General features: G+C 55.4%; 16 protein-coding genes and 1 other annotated feature. Of the genes, 12 read left to right on the top strand and 4 right to left on the bottom strand.

All coding sequences use genetic code 11. From position 1 onward, the window contains the following. The first annotated feature begins 8 nt into the window (after positions 1-8). Both radA and nadR read left to right on the top strand, forming a co-directional pair. Positions 9-1,391 carry a DNA repair protein RadA gene (gene radA / locus AC2CGP_RS21625; RefSeq protein WP_015368375.1) on the top strand — a complete coding sequence of 461 codons (1,383 nt, stop codon included), beginning with the start codon at positions 9-11 and terminating at the stop codon, positions 1,389-1,391. A gap of 67 nt (positions 1,392-1,458) precedes the next feature. Next, a complete protein-coding gene (gene nadR / locus AC2CGP_RS21620; RefSeq protein WP_015368374.1) occupies positions 1,459-2,691 on the top strand; it encodes a multifunctional transcriptional regulator/nicotinamide-nucleotide adenylyltransferase/ribosylnicotinamide kinase NadR in 1,233 nt (410 codons plus the stop codon). A gap of 97 nt (positions 2,692-2,788) precedes the next feature. Here the strand turns inward: nadR and ettA are convergent, their stop codons facing one another. Further along, positions 2,789-4,456, bottom strand: coding sequence for an energy-dependent translational throttle protein EttA (ettA, locus tag AC2CGP_RS21615; protein WP_015704325.1), 1,668 nt, complete (start codon positions 4,454-4,456; stop codon positions 2,789-2,791). A 219-nt stretch (positions 4,457-4,675) separates the two neighbouring features. On the opposite strand from ettA, the gene sltY reads away from it, so the two are divergent. Together sltY and trpR are read left to right on the top strand one after the other, a co-directional pair. Continuing rightward, positions 4,676-6,613, top strand: a complete 1,938-nt coding sequence (gene sltY / locus AC2CGP_RS21610) for a murein transglycosylase (protein WP_045388805.1) — start codon at positions 4,676-4,678, stop codon at positions 6,611-6,613. Between the two features lie 87 nt (positions 6,614-6,700). After that, a complete protein-coding gene (trpR, locus tag AC2CGP_RS21605) occupies positions 6,701-7,027 on the top strand; it encodes a trp operon repressor (RefSeq protein ID WP_015368371.1) in 327 nt (108 codons plus the stop codon). Here trpR and yjjX read toward each other — a convergent pair. Continuing rightward, positions 7,014-7,529 (bottom strand): inosine/xanthosine triphosphatase, encoded by a 516-nt coding sequence (gene yjjX / locus AC2CGP_RS21600; protein WP_015704327.1) that lies wholly within the window; start codon positions 7,527-7,529, stop codon positions 7,014-7,016. The two genes, trpR and yjjX, sit on opposite strands and share 14 nt — an antisense overlap. Positions 7,530-7,642: 113 nt before the next feature. On the opposite strand from yjjX, the gene gpmB reads away from it, so the two are divergent. Further along, the gene (gene gpmB / locus AC2CGP_RS21595; RefSeq protein ID WP_015368369.1) at positions 7,643-8,290 is read left to right on the top strand and encodes a 2,3-diphosphoglycerate-dependent phosphoglycerate mutase GpmB; all 648 of its coding nucleotides are present in this window, start codon (positions 7,643-7,645) and stop codon (positions 8,288-8,290) included. On the opposite strand, the gene robA is transcribed toward gpmB, so the two are convergent. Then, entirely contained in the window at positions 8,287-9,156 is an 870-nt protein-coding gene (robA, locus tag AC2CGP_RS21590; RefSeq protein ID WP_020079662.1) for an MDR efflux pump AcrAB transcriptional activator RobA, read from the bottom strand. The two genes, gpmB and robA, sit on opposite strands and share 4 nt — an antisense overlap. Positions 9,157-9,364: 208 nt before the next feature. Here robA and creA point away from each other — a divergent pair, with 208 nt between their 5' ends. From creA to creD, 4 genes are read left to right on the top strand one after another with little or no spacing between them, the layout of a single operon-like run. Beyond that, positions 9,365-9,838: a protein CreA gene (gene creA, locus AC2CGP_RS21585; RefSeq protein ID WP_020079661.1), complete on the top strand. Its 474-nt coding sequence runs from the start codon at positions 9,365-9,367 to the stop codon at positions 9,836-9,838. A 12-nt stretch (positions 9,839-9,850) separates the two neighbouring features. Then, the gene (gene creB, locus AC2CGP_RS21580) at positions 9,851-10,540 is read left to right on the top strand and encodes a two-component system response regulator CreB (protein WP_015368366.1); all 690 of its coding nucleotides are present in this window, start codon (positions 9,851-9,853) and stop codon (positions 10,538-10,540) included. After that, positions 10,540-11,964 carry a two-component system sensor histidine kinase CreC gene (gene creC / locus AC2CGP_RS21575; RefSeq protein ID WP_015368365.1) on the top strand — a complete coding sequence of 475 codons (1,425 nt, stop codon included), beginning with the start codon at positions 10,540-10,542 and terminating at the stop codon, positions 11,962-11,964. The genes creB and creC overlap by 1 nt, the downstream gene beginning before the upstream one ends. Before the next feature lie 59 nt (positions 11,965-12,023). Next, complete coding sequence (creD, locus tag AC2CGP_RS21570) at positions 12,024-13,379, top strand: cell envelope integrity protein CreD (RefSeq protein WP_045388799.1); 1,356 nt, start codon at positions 12,024-12,026, stop codon at positions 13,377-13,379. Positions 13,380-13,444: 65 nt separating this feature from the next. On the opposite strand, the gene arcA is transcribed toward creD, so the two are convergent. After that, on the bottom strand, positions 13,445-14,161 hold the full coding sequence (arcA, locus tag AC2CGP_RS21565) for a two-component system response regulator ArcA (RefSeq protein WP_002887843.1): 717 nt from the start codon (positions 14,159-14,161) through the stop codon (positions 13,445-13,447). A 95-nt stretch (positions 14,162-14,256) separates the two neighbouring features. Here arcA and yjjY point away from each other — a divergent pair, with 95 nt between their 5' ends. From yjjY to thrL, 3 genes are all read left to right on the top strand, one after another. Beyond that, positions 14,257-14,397, top strand: a complete 141-nt coding sequence (gene yjjY, locus AC2CGP_RS21560) for a YjjY family protein (RefSeq protein ID WP_001541509.1) — start codon at positions 14,257-14,259, stop codon at positions 14,395-14,397. 396 nt (positions 14,398-14,793) lie between these two features. Next, the gene (locus AC2CGP_RS21555) at positions 14,794-15,480 is read left to right on the top strand and encodes a tRNA/rRNA methyltransferase (RefSeq protein ID WP_047036853.1); all 687 of its coding nucleotides are present in this window, start codon (positions 14,794-14,796) and stop codon (positions 15,478-15,480) included. Positions 15,481-15,690: 210 nt separating this feature from the next. Next, a complete protein-coding gene (gene thrL, locus AC2CGP_RS21550; RefSeq protein ID WP_004222578.1) occupies positions 15,691-15,759 on the top strand; it encodes a thr operon leader peptide in 69 nt (22 codons plus the stop codon). Next, positions 15,698-15,816 (top strand) — a sequence feature (Thr leader region). Its footprint overlaps the gene before it by 62 nt. Positions 15,817-15,828 lie beyond the last annotated feature (12 nt).

The raw sequence follows: 15,828 nt of genomic DNA, 5'->3' as shown, positions 1-15,828 counted from the left end.
AGGTTAACGTGGCGAAAGCTCCAAAACGCGCATTTGTCTGTAATGAATGTGGTGCGGATTATCCGCGCTGGCAGGGGCAGTGCAGCGCCTGCCATGCCTGGAACACCATCACCGAGATGCGCATCGCCGCCTCGCCGCAGGTGGCGAGAAACGAGCGTCTGTCAGGCTACGCCGGGAATGCCGGCGTGTCGAAGGTACAGAAGCTGTCGGAGATAAGCCTGGAGGCGCTGCCGCGTTTCTCCACCGGATTTAAAGAGTTCGACCGCGTACTCGGCGGCGGCGTCGTGCCGGGCAGCGCCATTCTGATCGGCGGTAACCCCGGCGCCGGGAAATCGACGCTGCTGCTGCAAACTCTTTGTAAGCTGGCCGAAGGGATGAAAACGCTGTACGTCACCGGGGAAGAATCCCTGCAGCAGGTAGCGATGCGCGCGCATCGTCTCGGGCTGCCGACGGCGAATCTGAATATGCTCTCGGAGACCAGCATCGAGCAAATTTGCCAGATTGCCGATGAAGAAAAGCCGCAGCTGATGGTCATCGACTCCATCCAGGTGATGCATATGGCTGATGTCCAGTCGTCGCCGGGGAGCGTGGCCCAGGTACGTGAAACTGCGGCCTATTTGACGCGCTTTGCCAAAACTCGCGGCGTGGCGATTGTGATGGTCGGCCACGTCACCAAAGATGGCTCGCTGGCCGGTCCGAAAGTACTGGAACACTGTATTGACTGCTCGGTGCTGCTGGACGGCGATGCCGATTCCCGTTTCCGCACGTTGCGCAGCCATAAAAACCGCTTTGGCGCGGTCAACGAACTTGGCGTCTTTGCGATGACCGAGCAGGGCCTGCGCGAAGTCAGCAACCCCTCCGCTATCTTCCTCAGCCGCGGCGATGAAGTCACCTCCGGCAGCTCGGTCATGGTGGTATGGGAAGGCACCCGCCCGCTGCTGGTTGAGATTCAGGCGCTGGTCGATCACTCGATGATGTCTAATCCGCGTCGCGTAGCGGTAGGCCTGGAACAGAACCGTCTGGCGATCCTTCTGGCGGTGCTGCACCGTCATGGCGGCCTGCAGATGGCCGATCAGGACGTCTTCGTCAACGTGGTTGGCGGGGTCAAAGTCACTGAAACCAGCGCCGACCTGGCGCTGCTGCTGGCGATGGTCTCGAGCCTGCGCGATCGTCCGTTGCCGCAGGATCTGGTGGTTTTTGGCGAAGTCGGATTAGCCGGTGAAATTCGCCCGGTGCCAAGCGGCCAGGAGCGCATTTCCGAGGCGGCGAAACATGGGTTCCGTCGCGCCATCGTACCAGCGGCCAATGTGCCCAAAAAAGCGCCGGAAGGGATGCAAATCTTTGGCGTGAAAAAACTGGCCGATGCGCTGAGCGTTTTTGACGACTTATAATGATACCCGTCATACTTTAGGGTATGACGGGTAGCAAACCCGAGTTTGCAGGAGGCACGCATAAACTATGTCGTCATTCGACTATCTGAAAAACGCCATTAAGCAAAAGGGTTGTACGCTGCAGCAGGTGGCGGAAGCCAGCGGGATGACCAAAGGTTATCTCAGTCAGCTATTAAACGCGAAAATCAAAAGCCCGAGCGCCCAGAAACTCGAAGCGTTACACCGCTTTCTCGGCCTTGAATTCCCGCGCAAACAAAAAAGCGTCGGGGTGGTTTTTGGTAAATTTTATCCGCTGCATACCGGGCATATTTACCTGATTCAGCGCGCCTGTAGCCAAGTCGATGAGCTTCATATCATCATGGGCTATGACGACACTCGTGACCGCGAGCTGTTCGAGGAGAGTGCCATGTCGCAACAGCCGACGGTTCCCGATCGTCTGCGCTGGCTGCTGCAAACCTTTAAATATCAAAAAAACATTCGCATCCATGCCTTCAATGAAGAGGGGATGGAGCCGTACCCGCACGGCTGGGATGTCTGGAGCCGTGGGATCCGCGCCTTCATGAGTGAAAAGGGAATCGAGCCAAACTGGATTTATACCTCAGAAGAGGCCGATGCGCCGCAGTATCTGGAGCATCTGGGGATCGAAACCGTGCTTATCGATCCGAAGCGAACCTTCATGAGTATCAGCGGCGGCCAGATCCGCGAAAACCCGTTCCGCTATTGGGAATATATTCCGACTGAGGTAAAGCCGTTCTTTGTGCGTACGGTGGCGATCCTCGGCGGCGAGTCGAGCGGTAAATCGACGCTGGTGAATAAGCTCGCCAATATCTTCAATACTACCAGCGCCTGGGAGTATGGCCGCGATTACGTCTTCTCACACCTCGGCGGCGATGAAATGGCGTTGCAGTATTCCGATTACGATAAAATCGCGCTGGGGCACGCACAGTACATTGATTTCGCGGTGAAATACGCCAATAAGGTGGCGTTTATCGATACCGACTTCGTCAGCACTCAGGCCTTCTGCCTGAAGTACGAAGGCCGCGAACATCCGTTCGTGCAGGCGTTAATCGATGAATATCGCTTTGATCTGGTGATCCTGCTGGAAAACAACACGCCGTGGGTAGCCGATGGGCTGCGTAGCCTCGGCAGTTCGGTAGATCGCAAAGAGTTTCAGACGCTGCTGGTGTCGCTGCTGAAAGAAAACGAGATCGAATTTGTCCACGTGGAAGAGTCGGATTACGATGCCCGGTTCCTGCGCTGCGTTGAGCTGGTGAAGCAGTTGATGGGCGAGCAGGGGTAGGCTTTTTGCCGGATGGCGGCGTAAACGCCTTATCCGGCCTACAAGTGCTACACGCCTGGTAGGCCGGATAAGCGTAGCGCCATCCGGCACTTACAGATTACTTGGCAATGCGTTTGTACTTGATACGCTTCGGTTCCAGTGCATCGGCGCCGAGGGTGCGTTTCTTGTACTCTTCGTACTCGGTAAAGTTACCTTCGAAGAACTCAACTTTACCTTCATCCTGGTAATCCAGAATGTGGGTCGCGATACGGTCAAGGAACCAGCGGTCGTGCGAGATAACCATGGCGCAACCCGGGAACTCCAGCAGGGCGTTTTCCAGCGCGCGCAGGGTTTCGATATCCAGGTCGTTGGTTGGTTCATCGAGCAGCAGGACGTTACCGCCGACCTGCAACAGCTTCGCCAGGTGCAGACGACCACGCTCACCACCGGACAGTTCGCCAACGCGTTTGCCCTGGTCGACGCCTTTGAAGTTAAAGCGGCCAACGTAGGCGCGGCTTGGCATCTCGGTGTTGCCGATCTTCATGATATCCAGTCCGCCGGACACTTCTTCCCAAACGGTTTTGCTGTTGTCCATCGCGTCGCGGAACTGATCGACGGAAGCCAGTTTAACGGTTTCACCCAGCGTGATGGTGCCGGAATCAGGCTGTTCCTGGCCGGACATCATGCGGAACAGGGTGGATTTACCCGCGCCGTTCGGACCGATGATACCAACGATAGCGCCTTTCGGTACGGAGAAGCTCAGATCGTCAATCAGTACGCGGTCGCCGTAAGATTTGCGCAGATTGCTGACTTCCAGAACTTTATCGCCCAGACGCGCTCCTGGCGGAATGAACAGTTCGTTGGTCTCGTTACGTTTCTGGTATTCGACGTTGTTAAGCTCTTCAAAGCGCGCCAGACGGGCTTTGCCCTTAGACTGACGGCCTTTCGCGCCCTGGCGAACCCACTCGAGTTCTTTCTCGATAGATTTGCGGCGTGCGGCTTCCTGAGAAGCTTCTTGCGCCAGACGCTGATCTTTCTGCTCCAGCCAGGAGGAGTAGTTGCCTTCCCACGGAATACCTTCGCCGCGGTCAAGTTCGAGGATCCAGCCGGCGACGTTATCGAGGAAGTAACGGTCGTGGGTAATCGCCACCACGGTGCCTTCGAAATCGTGCAGGAAGCGTTCCAGCCAGGCGACGGATTCGGCGTCGAGGTGGTTGGTCGGTTCGTCGAGCAGCAGCATGTCTGGTTTTTCCAGCAGCAGACGGCACAGCGCGACGCGGCGGCGTTCACCACCGGAAAGAGTGGCGATCTTCGCATCCCAGTCCGGCAGGCGCAGGGCATCAGCCGCACGCTCCAGCTGTACGTTCAGGTTATGGCCGTCGTGCGCCTGGATGATCTCTTCGAACTTGCCCTGTTGCGCGGCAAGCTTATCGAAGTCGGCATCCGGCTCGGCGTATTTGGCATAAACTTCGTCCAGGCCTTTCAGCGCGTTAACCACTTCGGCGACCGCTTCTTCAACGGATTCGCGCACGGTGTGCTCCGGATTCAGCTGCGGCTCCTGCGGCAGGTAGCCGATTTTGATACCGGGCTGCGGGCGCGCTTCACCTTCGATCTCGGTGTCGATACCGGCCATGATGCGCAGCAGGGTAGATTTACCGGCGCCGTTCAGACCGAGAACACCGATTTTCGCGCCAGGGAAGAAACTGAGGGAGATATTTTTCAAAATATGACGTTTCGGCGGAACCACTTTGCCGACACGATGCATGGTATAAACGAATTGAGCCACGTTGGACTTCGCCTCTTTCTATTCTGATAGATAGTTCAAAGGCGAAGTGTAGCCTTTTTCGCGCGGTAATCCCAGCGAGGCGACAGGATTCACAGAAGCGTAAAAAAATGTTCAGGACATGGCATGTTTTCAGTTGTCTGATTAGCATAACTAAGCAATACCTGAATTTTTTGAAGCGGCACGATGCCGCGGTGATGCACCAAACTAGAGGAAGAGCTTGTGGAAAAAGCCAAAACTACGGCATGGCGTCTTCTGGCTGCCGGCGTGAGTCTGCTGACGCTAAGCCAGCTGGCGCATGCGGATTCACTGGATGAACAGCGCAGCCGCTATGCTCAAATTAAACAGGCGTGGGACAACCGCCAGATGGATGTCGTCAACCAGTTGATGCCCACGCTCAGCAGCTATCCGCTGTATCCCTACCTGCAATATCGACAAATTACCGATGACCTGATGAACCAGCCGCCGCTGGTGGTCACTAATTTCATTGCGGCGAACCCGACCCTACCGGCGGCGCGTTCGCTGAAATCACGCTTTGTTAATGAGCTGGCGCGGCGCACCGACTGGCGCGGCTTACTGGCGTTCAGCCCGGATAAACCGGCGACAACCGAAGCGCAGTGTAACTACTACTACGCCAAACTCAGCGTCGGCCAATCGCAGGAAGCCTGGAGCGGGGCGAAAGAGCTGTGGCTAACCGGCAAGAGCCAGCCAAATGCCTGCGATCCGCTGTTCAGCGCGTGGCGCGATTCCGGGCAGCAGGATCCGCTGGCCTATCTCGAACGAATTCGTCTGGCGATGAAGGCAGGCAATACCAGTCTGGTCCGCGTGCTTGCTCAACAGATGCCGTCAAACTATCAGAGCATCGCTTCGGCAGTGGTGGCGTTAGCTAACGATCCCAATAGCGTGATGACCTTTGCCCGCACCACCGGGGCCACTGACTTTACCCGCCAGATGGCGGCGGTCGCTTTTGCCAGCGTCGCGCGTCAGGATGTAGAAAACGCTCGTCTGATGATCCCGTCGCTGGTGCAGGCGCAGCAGTTGAATGAGGATCAAACCCAGGAGCTGCGCGATATTGTCGCCTGGCGCCTGATGGGCACCGATGTGACCGAAGCGCAGGCGGAGTGGCGCGATGACGCCATAATGCGTTCGCAATCAACCTCGCTGGTGGAACGCCGGGTACGTATGGCGCTCGGCAACGGCGATCGTCATGGGCTGAACACCTGGCTGGCGCGTCTGCCGATGGAGGCGAAAGAAAAAGACGAGTGGCGCTACTGGCAGGCGGATCTGCTGCTGGAGCGCGGGCGCGATGACGAAGCGAAGACGATCCTGCATTCGCTGATGCAGCAGCGCGGCTTCTATCCGATGGTTGCTGCTCAACGTCTGGGCGAAGAGTACACCTTCCGCATTGATAAAGCCTCCGGCACTATCGACCCGGCGCTGGCCTCTGGCCCTGAGATGGCGCGCGTTCGCGAGCTGATGTACTGGAACATGGACAACACCGCGCGCAGCGAATGGGCGAACCTGGTGAGCAGCCGGACCAAATCGCAACAGGCGCAGCTGGCGCGTTACGCGTTTGATCAACACTGGTGGGATCTCAGCGTGCAGGCGACGATCGCGGGTAAATTGTGGGATCAACTGGAAGAGCGCTTCCCGCTGGCGTACAACGATCTGTTCGCACGTTACATTAGCGGCAAAGATATTCCGCAGAGCTACGCGATGGCGATTGCGCGTCAGGAAAGCGCATGGAACCCGAAAGTGCGTTCACCGGTCGGCGCCAGCGGCTTGATGCAGATTATGCCGGGCACCGCGACGCATACCGTCAGCATGTTCAGCATTCCTGGTTATAGCGGCCCGTCGCAGCTGCTGGATCCGGAAACCAATATCAACATTGGTACCAGCTATCTGCAGTACGTCTACCAGCAGTTCGGCAATAACCGTATTTACGCTTCCGCCGCCTATAACGCCGGGCCAGGACGCGTACGCACCTGGCAGGGCAATAGCGCCGGGCGCATCGATGCGGTGGCATTTGTCGAGAGTATTCCGTTCTCGGAAACCCGCGGGTACGTAAAAAACGTCCTCTCTTACGATGCCTATTACCGCTACTTTATGGGCAAGCAGGATAACTTGCTGAGCGACGCCGAATGGCGACAGCGTTACTGATCGTCCGTAAGTATGTTATTCTTTGTACTCGTTGATGAGTACATTCGACGGGCAGCCTGGCTGCCCGTCTCAACATGGCGACGTAACATGACCCAACAATCTCCCTATTCAGCGGCAGTGGCCGAACAACGTCATCAGGAGTGGCTGCGCTTTGTGGCGCTACTGCAGCAGGCCTACGCCGAAGATCTTCACCTGCCGTTACTACAGCTGATGCTGACGCCCGACGAGCGCGAAGCGCTGGGCACCCGGGTGCGTATTATTGAAGAGCTGCTGCGCGGCGAGATGAGCCAGCGCGAGCTGAAAAACGAACTCGGCGCCGGTATTGCCACGATTACTCGCGGCTCAAATAGCCTGAAATCGGCACCGGTAGAGCTACGCCAGTGGCTGGAACAGACGCTGCTTAACGATAAATAGCGTTATGGAATGGGCTGAGCGCCAGCACTACCGCCTGATGGTAGACGCTGCTGCGCGTCAGCTTACCCGCGGTAAAGACGCCGATAGCGCCCTCTTTGCGGCCAATCTGGTCGATCCCGGTATGTTGCGACATGACCGGCCCCAGCGCTTCTCCGGCGCGAACCTGCGCAAGGATCGCCTCCGGCAGCGGTAGGGTTGCCGAGCGCGCTTCGCCACGCTGCTGCCGGCTCTCAATCACTACCCAACTGAAGGTGCTGCCTTCGTCGATCCCGGCTTCGATCGCCACCCAAAAATCGGCTTCCGGCTGTGCGATCCGGGCATTAGCGACGCGATTTCGTGCGCCAGCCCGCGTTTCCTCGCTGCCGAAGGGTTGTTCCGGCACGCCGCTCTCGACGGCGACGGACTCAATATGGCAGGATCCTTCGCCGAAGATCTCGTTAAAAGCCTGCAGAATTGCCTGAATTTTGGCGGGATTAGTGGTAGCTGAGACAACATGGTGCATAATCAAAACAACTCAGAATTAATTAACGTCATCGCAGTATACTCTAAATCACTCTGGCGGCAGCCGATCGCGCTGCTCGTCGAATGATGAAGGGTTCAGAACGGAAAATAAGCATGTTACAGGTATACCTTGTTCGCCACGGTGAAACGCAGTGGAACGCCGAGCGACGTATTCAAGGCCAGTCCGATAGTCCGCTGACCGCTCACGGTGAGCGCCAGGCATGGCAGGTTGGCGAGCGCGCCAGAACGCTGGGGATTACCCATATTATCGCCAGCGACCTCGGCCGTACCCGCCGCACGGCAGAAATTATCGCCGAAGCCTGCGGTTGCGGCGTCGTTACCGATCCGCGCCTGCGCGAGCTGGATATGGGGGTGCTGGAGAAGCGCCATATCGACTCGCTTAGCGAAGAAGAGGAGGGCTGGCGCCGTCAGCTGGTCAACGGTACGCCGGATGGCCGCATTCCGCAGGGCGAATCCATGCAGGAGCTGAGCGAGCGTATGCGCGCGGCGCTATCGTCTTGTCTGGAGTTACCGCCAGGGAGCCGGCCGCTGCTGGTGAGTCATGGGATGGCGCTGGGCTGTCTGGTGAGTACGATCCTCGGACTGCCTGCTTATGCGGAGCGTCGTTTGCGCCTGCGCAACTGTTCGATTTCACGCGTTGATTACCAGCAGAGCCCGTGGCTGGCGTCCGGATGGGTGGTGGAGACCGCGGGGGACGTCTCGCATCTCGATGCCCCCGCGATGGACGAACTGCAGCGTTAACGACGAATCGGAATCAGGTACTCGCAGCGCAGCTGAATTGGCGTGGCCTGGTTCCGGTTATCATCTTCCGGATAGAAACGTTCAATATCCAGACCCTTGCGGCGGGTGAGGTTGAGCATCGGCATACAGGTGCCGTACACCGTCAGAATAAACTCCTGCAGCCCAGTACCTAACCCTTCGTAGGTGAACATCACGTACTCGCCGCCTTCCAGAATCACCGGATGGGAATTATGCAGGTGGCCGTTCGCCAGCTCTGGCGTCAGTGCGGTGGTGTAGAAGACCTCCTGCTCGTCATCTTTTTCCAGGCTTGGACGCGGTTCATGCAGGCCGTACAGCGTCGGCGGAATGCTGGGCGCGTTGCCGAGGAATTCGCGCCAGAACTGAACGCGCATCTGGTTACGGAATTCAGAAATCTCTTCCAGCTTACAGGTATAGCTTTGGGTCACGCCGACCAGTTGCGTGGTGCTCAGGGTCACGAATTCATGCTTCGGCATGGTAAATTCACCGAGGCGTAGCGGCGGACGCATCCCAAACGAGCTCCAGTCCGCAGAACGGCGATAGAGCGCGGGGGTCAGGTTAAACTGTTTTTTAAAGGCGCGGGTAAACGTCTGCTGAGAATCGAAGCGGTACTGTAGCGCGATGTCGAGGATCGGACGTGCGGTCAGGCGTAGCGCAACGGCGGATTTTGATAGACGACGTGCGCGAATATAGGCACCGATAGCTTGACCCGTGACGTCTTTAAACATACGTTGCAAATGCCACTTGGAATAACCTGCCTTCGCCGCCACATTATCCAACGAGAGGGGCTGATCCAGGTGACCTTCCAGCCAGCTCAGGAGATCGCGAATAATCCCAGCTTGATCCATAAAATGTCCCCATCCTTTAAACTCAGGTACCTATATTAAGGTAGCGGATAATAGCATTTTTTGATGTTTTAGCATTCAGTGTTTTTTTTGCTTTTAAATGCGATTATCTGGTGGATATCGTTAGTAATTTTGTAAAGCTGTGATCTTTAAACCTTTTCCATAGCGTTTGTGATTATCACGCAGCGGAATTTTAAGAAATGGTAACAATATGAAATACAAGAAGTTAGTAGCAGGGTTGTTCTTACTGGCGGCGGGCCAACTGGCGCACGCCGAGCAAATCGGCTCCGTCGATACGGTATTTAAATGGCTGGGGCCGGATCACAAAATCGTGGTCGAAGCCTTCGACGATCCCGATGTACAGAACGTCACCTGCTATATCAGTCGGGCGAAAACCGGCGGTATTAAAGGCGGGTTGGGGCTGGCGGAAGATACCTCAGACGCCGCCATCTCCTGTCAGCAGGTCGGGCCGATTGAGCTGACGGACAAGATCAAAAACGGCAAAAGTCAGGGCGATGTCGTGTTCCAGAAACGTACCTCGCTGGTGTTCAAAAAACTGCAGGTCGTTCGCTTTTATGATGCCAAACGCAACGCGCTGGTCTATCTGACCTATTCGGATAAAGTGGTCGACGGCTCGCCGAAGAATGCCATCAGCGCCGTGCCAATCATGCCCTGGAATAAATAAACGGGAGTCGCAATGCAACAGCCACGGATTTGGTTAGTTGAGGATGAACAGAGTATCGCCGATACCCTTGTTTACATGCTGCAGCAGGAAGGATTCGACGTGACCGTTTTCGGGCGCGGGTTGCCCGCGCTTGATGCGGCGCTGCATCAGATCCCGGATTTAGCGATCCTCGACGTTGGTTTGCCCGATATTAGCGGCTTTGAACTATGCCGACGACTGCTGGCGCGCCATCCGGCATTGCCGCTATTGTTTCTGACCGCACGCAGCGAAGAGGTTGATAAGCTGCTGGGACTGGAAATTGGCGCTGATGACTACATCGCCAAACCATTTTCGCCGCGCGAAGTTTGCGCGCGGGTACGTACCGTTCTGCGTCGGCTACAGAAATTTTCAGCTCCTTCGCCGGTGGTGCGCGTTGGCGAGTTCCTGCTGGATGAGCAGGCGATGGCGATAAGCTGGTTTGGCCAACCGTTGAATCTGACGCGTTACGAATTCCTGCTGCTGAAAACCCTAATCAACGCCCCCGGTCGCGTATTCTCCCGCCAGCAGCTGATGGAACTGGTATGGAGCGATGCCTACGAGAGTATCGATCGCACCGTCGATACCCATATCAAGACCCTGCGCGCCAAGCTGCGGGCGGTGAATCCGAATGTTAACCCTATTAATACGCATCGCGGTTTGGGCTATAGCCTGGGAGGCTGTTGATGCGTATCGGGATGCGCCTGCTGCTGGGTTATTTTTTGATTGTCGCCATTGCCGCGTGGTTTGTGCTCTCAATATTTGTGCAGGAAGTCAAACCGGGCGTGCGTCGGGCAACGGAAGGCACGCTTAACGATACTGCAACGCTACTGGCGGCGCTGGCTCGTGATGATCTGCTTTCGGCAAACCCGCAGCAAGGGCGGTTGGCGCAGGCGTTTCAGTCGCTTAATCAGCAGCCCATCAACGCCAATATCAGCGGTATCAGGAAAATGCGCAATGAGTATCGCGTCTATCTGACGGATGCTCAGGGAAAGGTGGTGTTTGACTCCAGCGGGCAGGCGGTGGGCCAGGATTATTCGCGCTGGAACGACGTCTGGCTGACCCTACGCGGCCAGTACGGCGCGCGCAGCACGCGCAGCGATCCTGATGATGATAATAGCTCAGTCATGTACATTGCCGCACCGGTAATGGATAACGGCCGTATCATCGGCGTGGTGAGCGTCGGCAAACCTAATCTGGCCATGACGCCGGTGATTAAACGCAGCGAGCGGCGGATCCTGTGGGCTGGTGGCGCGTTGTTGGGGATCGCTTTACTGATCGGCGGCGGGATCGTCTGGTGGATTAACTTCTCAATTGGCAAACTGGTTCGTTACGCCGATTCGGTGACCGCCGAGCGTCCGTTACCTCTACCGAACGTCGGTAGTCGCGAGCTAAGCAAGCTGGCGCAGGCGCTGGAGAGCATGCGCGTGAAGCTTGAAGGCAAAAACGCGATTGAAAACTATGTCTACGATCTCACGCATGAACTCAAAAGCCCTCTGGCGGCCATTCGCGGCGCGGCGGAGATCCTGAGCGAGGCGCCGCCGCCCGAGATCGCCGCGCGTTTCACCGCCAATATTCTTGCGCAGAATACGCGCATGCAACTGCTGGTGGAAAAACTGCTGCAGCAGGCGCGGCTGGAAAATCGTCTGGAGATAACGCCGCAGTTGGTTTCGGTTGATGCGCTTTTCCAACGTCTGGCGGAAGACCGCGACATTGCGCTGACGGCGAAGGCCATCACCTTACGCTGGCAGGAGAGCGGGGTAACGGTGAATGGCGATAGCGAACTACTGGGGCAGGCGCTGGGCAATCTTATCGACAATGCGATTGACTTTACCCCGTACGGCGGTGAAATTTCCCTGGCGGTAGAGATGCGTAATGAAGAGGCGTGGTTGAGCGTCACGGATAACGGTAGCGGAATTCCTGATTTTGCGCTGGAGCGCATCTTTGAACGCTTTTACTCGCTGCCGCGGGATGACGGCCATAAAAGCAGTGGTCTTGGCCTGGCGTTTGTTCGTGAAGTCGCGCGTCTACATCAGGGCGATATTAGTTTGCACAATCGCCCTGAAGGCGGCGTGGTCGCGACGCTACATCTTCACCGTCCCTTCACATAACTTCAAACACACTGCACATAGCCCCCTTACAGTGAGCCCATCACGATTGGGAGAAGGCTATGATGAAATCACCGTTGTTCTGGAAAATTAGTACGTTGTTGGGCTGTATTTTGCTGTTGTCCGTGCCGCTGATGATGGTCAGAGCGCTTATTGTCGAGCGGGCGGACTATCGTAGCGATGTTGTGGATGCGATAGAGCACAGCACCAGCGGTTCACAAAAGCTGGCCGGGCCGCTGATCGCCATCCCGGTAACCGAGACGCTGACCCGAATGGAGAACCAAAAAGAGGTCGAATATCAGCGTCGCTGGATCTACTACTGGCTACCGGAATCGCTGGCGGTCAGCGGCGCGCAAAATGTGGAGTCGAGAAAAGTCGGCATTTACAGTGGGCAGGTCTGGCATAACACCCTGCAAATTAAGGCGCAGTATGATCCTACGCGGCTGACGGAGCTGAAAAAAGCGAATACCACGTTAGGAAAGCCGTTTTTAGTTCTCAGCGTGAGCGATGCCCGCGGCATCGGCGCCATCAACGCGCCGGTCATTAACGGTACGGCACTGGTCGTTGAACCGGGGCTGGGATTGAACGGCGGCGGTATGGGCATTCATATGCCGATGCCGGTATTAACCGCAGACAACAAACCGCTGGAGATTGCTTTTACCCTCGATCTTAATGGTACCGGCGACTTCTCTGTCGTACCGTTGGGCCGCAACAGCGAGCTGCGGCTAACCAGTAACTGGCCGCATCCGGGATTCCTGGGCAACTTCCTGCCTACAAAGCGCGAAGTGAGCGCCTCGGGTTATAGCGCGCACTGGCAAAGCAGCTGGTTCGCCAACAATATGGGCAGCTATTTCAACGATGATACCGATATTGAATGGCCGCGTTTACCCGCCTTCAGCGTGGACGTGATGTCGCAGGCCGATCAATATCAGCTCACCGACCGGGCGACTAAATACGCCATCCTGTTAATCGCGCTAACTTTTATGGCCTTCTTCGTTTTCGAGAGCCTGACGCATCGCCGTCTGCATCCAATGCAGTATCTGCTGGTGGGGTTATCGCTGGTGATGTTCTACCTGGTGTTGCTGGCGCTCTCGGAACATGTTGGGTTTACGCCTGCCTGGGTCGTTGCCAGCCTGATTGGCGCGGTGATAAACGGCGTTTATTTACAGGCGGTACTGAAAGGGTGGCGTAATAGTCTGTTATTTGTTGCAGCGCTACTGCTGCTGGATGGCGTGATGTGGTTACTGTTGCGTTCGGAGGATAGCGCGTTGCTGCTCGGTACCGGGGTTCTACTGTTGGCGCTGTGCGCGTTGATGTTCCTGACCCGCCGCGTGGACTGGTACGCCTTGTCACTACCGCAAAGCAATCCGCAAAAACCGCAAAGTAAGGATGACGACACGTTACGTATCTGGAAGTAAAAGAGAGATAAAAAAACAGCGCCAGAAGGCGCTGTTTTTGCATTATAGCTGCGGCATAACCGAAGTTATTCCTGCAGATCGCCACAGAAGCGGTAACCTTCACCGTGAATAGTGGCGATGATTTCCGGGGTATCCGGCGTGGATTCGAAATGCTTACGAATGCGACGAATGGTCACGTCCACGGTACGGTCATGCGGCTTAAGCTCGCGACCGGTCATTTTCTTCAGCAGCTCTGCGCGTGACTGGATTTTGCCCGGGTTTTCGCAGAAGTGCAGCATCGCGCGGAATTCACTGCGCGGCAGCTTATACTGCTCGCCGTTTGGGCTCACCAACGAACGGCTGTTGATATCCAATTCCCAACCGTTGAACTTGTAGCTCTCAACGCTGCGACGCTCTTCGCTCACGGTACCGAGGTTCATGGTACGGGAGAGCAGGTTGCGCGCGCGGATAGTCAGTTCACGCGGGTTAAACGGTTTAGTGATATAGTCATCGGCGCCGATTTCGAGGCCAAGAATTTTATCAACTTCGTTGTCGCGGCCGGTAAGGAACATCAGCGCGACGTCAGCCTGCTCACGCAGTTCACGCGCGAGCAGAAGACCATTTTTACCTGGCAGGTTGATATCCATGATCACCAGGTTGATATCATTTTCAGACAGGATCTGATGCATTTCCGCGCCATCGGTCGCTTCGAATACATCATAACCTTCTGCTTCGAAAATACTTTTTAACGTGTTGCGTGTTACCAACTCGTCTTCAACGATAAGAATGTGCGGGGTCTGCATGTTTGCTACCTAAATTGCCAACTAAATCGAAACAGGAAGTACCAAAGTCCCTGACCTGCCTGGTACATGCCACAAATTAACATGTCCGGCGTAACATGACTAAAGTACGTAATTGCGTTCTTGATGCACTTTCCATCAACGTCAACAACATCATTAGCTTGGTCGTGGGTACTTTCCCTCTGGACCCGACGGTGTCAAAAACGGCTGTCATCCTAACCATTTTAACAGCAACATAACAGGCTAAGAGAGGCCGAACACCCAATAAAACTACGCTTCGTTGACATATATCAAGTTCAATTGTAGCACGTTAACAGTCTTGTGAAATCATTGCATCGATTTGCGACTTATCGTCACATTTCTTACACAGCTCAATTAGTTGCAACTATGAATTAATAAATGCAGTGAATCCAAAGCCTGTGGGCAAATGAAAACTGAAATATCATTGCCAAACATATGGATAAATGCGTTCTGTTAACATACTCCGTATTGGTGTCCAATGTGAACAGTTTAGTTTTTTTTAAGAGTAAGAAAGCCCATTTTTAGTGATTTTTGTTGCAGATTTGTAAATTTTCGCCGCGTAAAATGGGGGAGACCGCAGAGTCGCGCCGCGTAAGAGGATAAAGAGAAGCACAATGCGTTTATCAATTATTTTGGTGGCGCCCGCCAGGGCGGAGAACGTGGGCGCGGCGGCGCGAGCGATGAAAACCATGGGATTCAGCGAATTGCGGATTGTCGATAGCGAAGCGCATCAGCAGCCCGCCGCGCGCTGGGTGGCGCATGGTTCGGGAGATATTTTAGATAATATAAAAACCTACCCGACGCTTGAGCAGGCCCTGCACGATGTCGACTTTACCGTCGCCACTACCGCCCGCAGTCGCGCGCGTTTTCACTACTACGCCACGCCGCAGCAGTTGCTACCGCTGCTGGAAGAAAAAGCACAATGGATGAAACATACGGCGCTGGTCTTTGGCCGTGAAGATTCCGGATTAACTAATGATGAACTGGCGCTGGCCGATGTGCTTACCGGCGTGCCGATGGTCGCCGATTATCCCTCCTTGAATCTTGGGCAATCGGTGATGGTGTATTGCTATCAGCTGAGCTCACTGCAGCAGCAGACTGCGGTTCAGCAGCCTGAAACCGACGAAAAACAACTGCAGGCGCTTCGTCAGCGGGCGCTTTCACTACTTGGACGGTTGGGGGTCGATGACGACATGAAACTGGCCGACTGGCTACAACAGCGAATCGGCCTGTTACAGCAGCGCGACACCGCCATGCTGCATCGTTTGTTGCATGATATTGAAAAAAGTCTATCGGAATAAAATGCCGTAATAAGTTTTTTTTATAGTTTTATGTACTGATTGCAATAGCAACAGGCTGGTAATGCGGCGGAAATATCGGGGCGCTGTGGCGGAATGATGATGTTGGTTGAAAAGTCGCCAATTTAGAAATTCGTTGACTTAAGCAGGCAGATACTTTAACCAATATAGGCAGGACACAAGACAGATAAAAATACAGAGTACACAACATCCATGAATCGCATCGGCATGATTACCACCATTATCACCACCACCATTACCACAGGTAACGGTGCGGGCTGACGCGTACAGGAAACAACAGAAAAAAGCCCGCACCTGAACAGTGCGGGCTTTTTTTTTGACAAGAGATCA

It is taken from the genome of Klebsiella sp. SYXHC3, assembly GCF_057196925.1.
The sequence above is the reverse complement of the archived record's forward strand: the minus strand, read 5'-3'. Positions and strand labels throughout refer to the sequence as shown.